The following is a 3,116-nucleotide window of genomic DNA, read 5'->3' as shown; positions in this document are numbered from 1 at the left end:
CCCAGCTCGCGTACCGCTTTAATGGGCGAACAGCCCAACCCTTGGGACCGACTCCAGCCCCAGGATGCGACGAGCCGACATCGAGGTGCCAAACCATCCCGTCGATATGGACTCTTGGGGAAGATCAGCCTGTTATCCCCGGGGTACCTTTTATCCGTTGAGCGACGGCGCTTCCACAAGCCACCGCCGGATCACTAGTCCCGACTTTCGTCCCTGCTCGACCCGTCGGTCTCACAGTCAAGCTCCCTTGTGCACTTACACTCAACACCTGATTGCCAACCAGGCTGAGGGAACCTTTGGGCGCCTCCGTTACTCTTTAGGAGGCAACCGCCCCAGTTAAACTACCCATCAGACACTGTCCCTGATCCGGATCACGGACCGAGGTTAGACATCCAGCACGACCAGAGTGGTATTTCAACGGCGACTCCACCATGACTGGCGTCACAGCTTCAAAGTCTCCCACCTATCCTACACAAGCCGAACCGAACACCAATATCAAACTGTAGTAAAGGTCCCGGGGTCTTTCCGTCCTGCTGCGCGAAACGAGCATCTTTACTCGTAGTGCAATTTCACCGGGCCTATGGTTGAGACAGTCGAGAAGTCGTTACGCCATTCGTGCAGGTCGGAACTTACCCGACAAGGAATTTCGCTACCTTAGGATGGTTATAGTTACCACCGCCGTTTACTGGCGCTTAAGTTCTCAGCTTCGCACGCCCGAAAGCGCACTAACCGGTCCCCTTAACGTTCCAGCACCGGGCAGGCGTCAGTCCGTATACATCGCCTTACGGCTTCGCACGGACCTGTGTTTTTAGTAAACAGTCGCTTCTCGCTGGTCTCTGCGGCCACCCCCAGCTCACGGAGTAAATCCGATCACCAGTGATGGCCCCCCTTCTCCCGAAGTTACGGGGGCATTTTGCCGAGTTCCTTAACCATAGTTCACCCGAACGCCTCGGTATTCTCTACCTGACCACCTGAGTCGGTTTAGGGTACGGGCCGCCATGAAACTCGCTAGAGGCTTTTCTCGACAGCATAGGATCATCCACTTCACCACAATCGGCTCGGCATCAGGTCTCAGCCTTAATGAGGGACGGATTTGCCTACCCCTCGGCCTACACCCTTACCCCGGGACTACCACCGCCCGGGCTGGACTACCTTCCTGCGTCACCCCATCGCTTACCTACTACCACCTTGGACCGGCGGCTCCACCACTTTCCCTTGCCCGAAGGCTCCGGAACGGCTTCACGGCCTTAGCATCAATGGATTCGATACTGGGCGTTTCAAAGCGGGTACCGGAATATCAACCGGTTGTCCATCGACTACGCCTGTCGGCCTCGCCTTAGGTCCCGACTTACCCTGGGCAGATCAGCTTGACCCAGGAACCCTTAGTCAATCGGCGCACACGTTTCTCACGTGTGTATCGCTACTCATGCCTGCATTCTCACTCGTGAACCGTCCACAACTAGCTTCCGCTGCTGCTTCACCCGGCACACGACGCTCCCCTACCCATCACAGCGGGCGTTGGCCCTATAGCTGCAATGACACGACTTCGGCGGTACGCTTGAGCCCCGCTACATTGTCGGCGCGGAATCACTTGACCAGTGAGCTATTACGCACTCTTTCAAGGGTGGCTGCTTCTAAGCCAACCTCCTGGTTGTCTCTGCGACTCCACATCCTTTCCCACTTAGCGTACGCTTGGGGGCCTTAGTCGATGCTCTGGGCTGTTTCCCTCTCGACCATGGAGCTTATCCCCCACAGTCTCACTGCCGTGCTCTCACTTACCGGCATTCGGAGTTTGGCTAAGGTCAGTAACCCGGTAGGGCCCATCGCCTATCCAGTGCTCTACCTCCGGCAAGAAACACACGACGCTGCACCTAAATGCATTTCGGGGAGAACCAGCTATCACGGAGTTTGATTGGCCTTTCACCCCTAACCACAGGTCATCCCCCAGGTTTTCAACCCTGGTGGGTTCGGTCCTCCACGAAGTCTTACCTCCGCTTCAACCTGCCCATGGCTAGATCACTCCGCTTCGGGTCTAGAGCGTGCAACTCAATCGCCCTATTCGGACTCGCTTTCGCTACGGCTTCCCCACACGGGTTAACCTCGCTACACACCGCTAACTCGCAGGCTCATTCTTCAAAAGGCACGCAGTCACGACCCATTGAGTAAACTCAATGAGCGACGCTCCCACGGCTTGTAGGCACACGGTTTCAGGTACTATTTCACTCCGCTCCCGCGGTACTTTTCACCATTCCCTCACGGTACTATCCGCTATCGGTCACCAGGGAATATTTAGGCTTAGCGGGTGGTCCCGCCAGATTCACACGGGATTTCTCGGGCCCCGTGCTACTTGGGAGATGAGCAAGCAAGCCGCTGATGTTTCGTCTACGGGGGTCTTACCCTCTACGCCGGACCTTTCGCATGTCCTTCGACTACATCAACGGTTTCTGACTCGCCGACCGGCCGGCAGACCGATCAAGCTCATTCCCACAACCCCGCATGCGCAACCCCTGCCGGGTATCACACGCATACGGTTTGGCCTCATCCGGTTTCGCTCGCCACTACTCCCGGAATCACGGTTGTTTTCTCTTCCTGAGGGTACTGAGATGTTTCACTTCCCCTCGTTCCCTCCACACTGCCTATGTGTTCAGCAGTGGGTGACAGCCCATGACGACTGCCGGGTTTCCCCATTCGGACACCCCCGGATCAAAGCTCAGTTGGCAGCTCCCCGGGGCCTATCGCGGCCTCTCACGTCCTTCATCGGTTCCTGGTGCCAAGGCATCCACCGTGTGCCCTTAAAAACTTGGCCTACAGATGCTCGCGTCCACTGTGTAGTTCTCAAACAACGACCAGCCACCCATCACCCTGCTCCTCAAAGGAAACAAGTTCACTGGGGCCGGCATGAAGACACAACCTTTACGGCCGTACCCTCAGACACCCAACAACGTGCCAGGCACGATCCCTCATCAGAGACTCACTTTCCACGCCGAAGCAGTACTTGTGATCCATCCGAGAAACCGTGCCAAATAATCAACGTTCCACCCATGAGCTGACCGTGCAGAACATTTGTCTGCAATCGGTACTGTGCTCCTTAGAAAGGAGGTGATCCAGCCGCACCT

General features: G+C 56.5%; 1 rRNA gene. It reads right to left on the bottom strand.

Going from position 1 to position 3,116, the window contains the following annotated elements:
* Positions 1–2,806, bottom strand: a 23S ribosomal RNA gene (locus tag ACWFQ8_RS33260); the annotation flags it as partial.
* Positions 2,807–3,116: the final 310 nt, after the last annotated feature.

Source organism: Streptomyces sp. NPDC055254, from assembly GCF_053606025.1.
The sequence above is the reverse complement of the archived record's forward strand: the minus strand, read 5'-3'. Positions and strand labels throughout refer to the sequence as shown.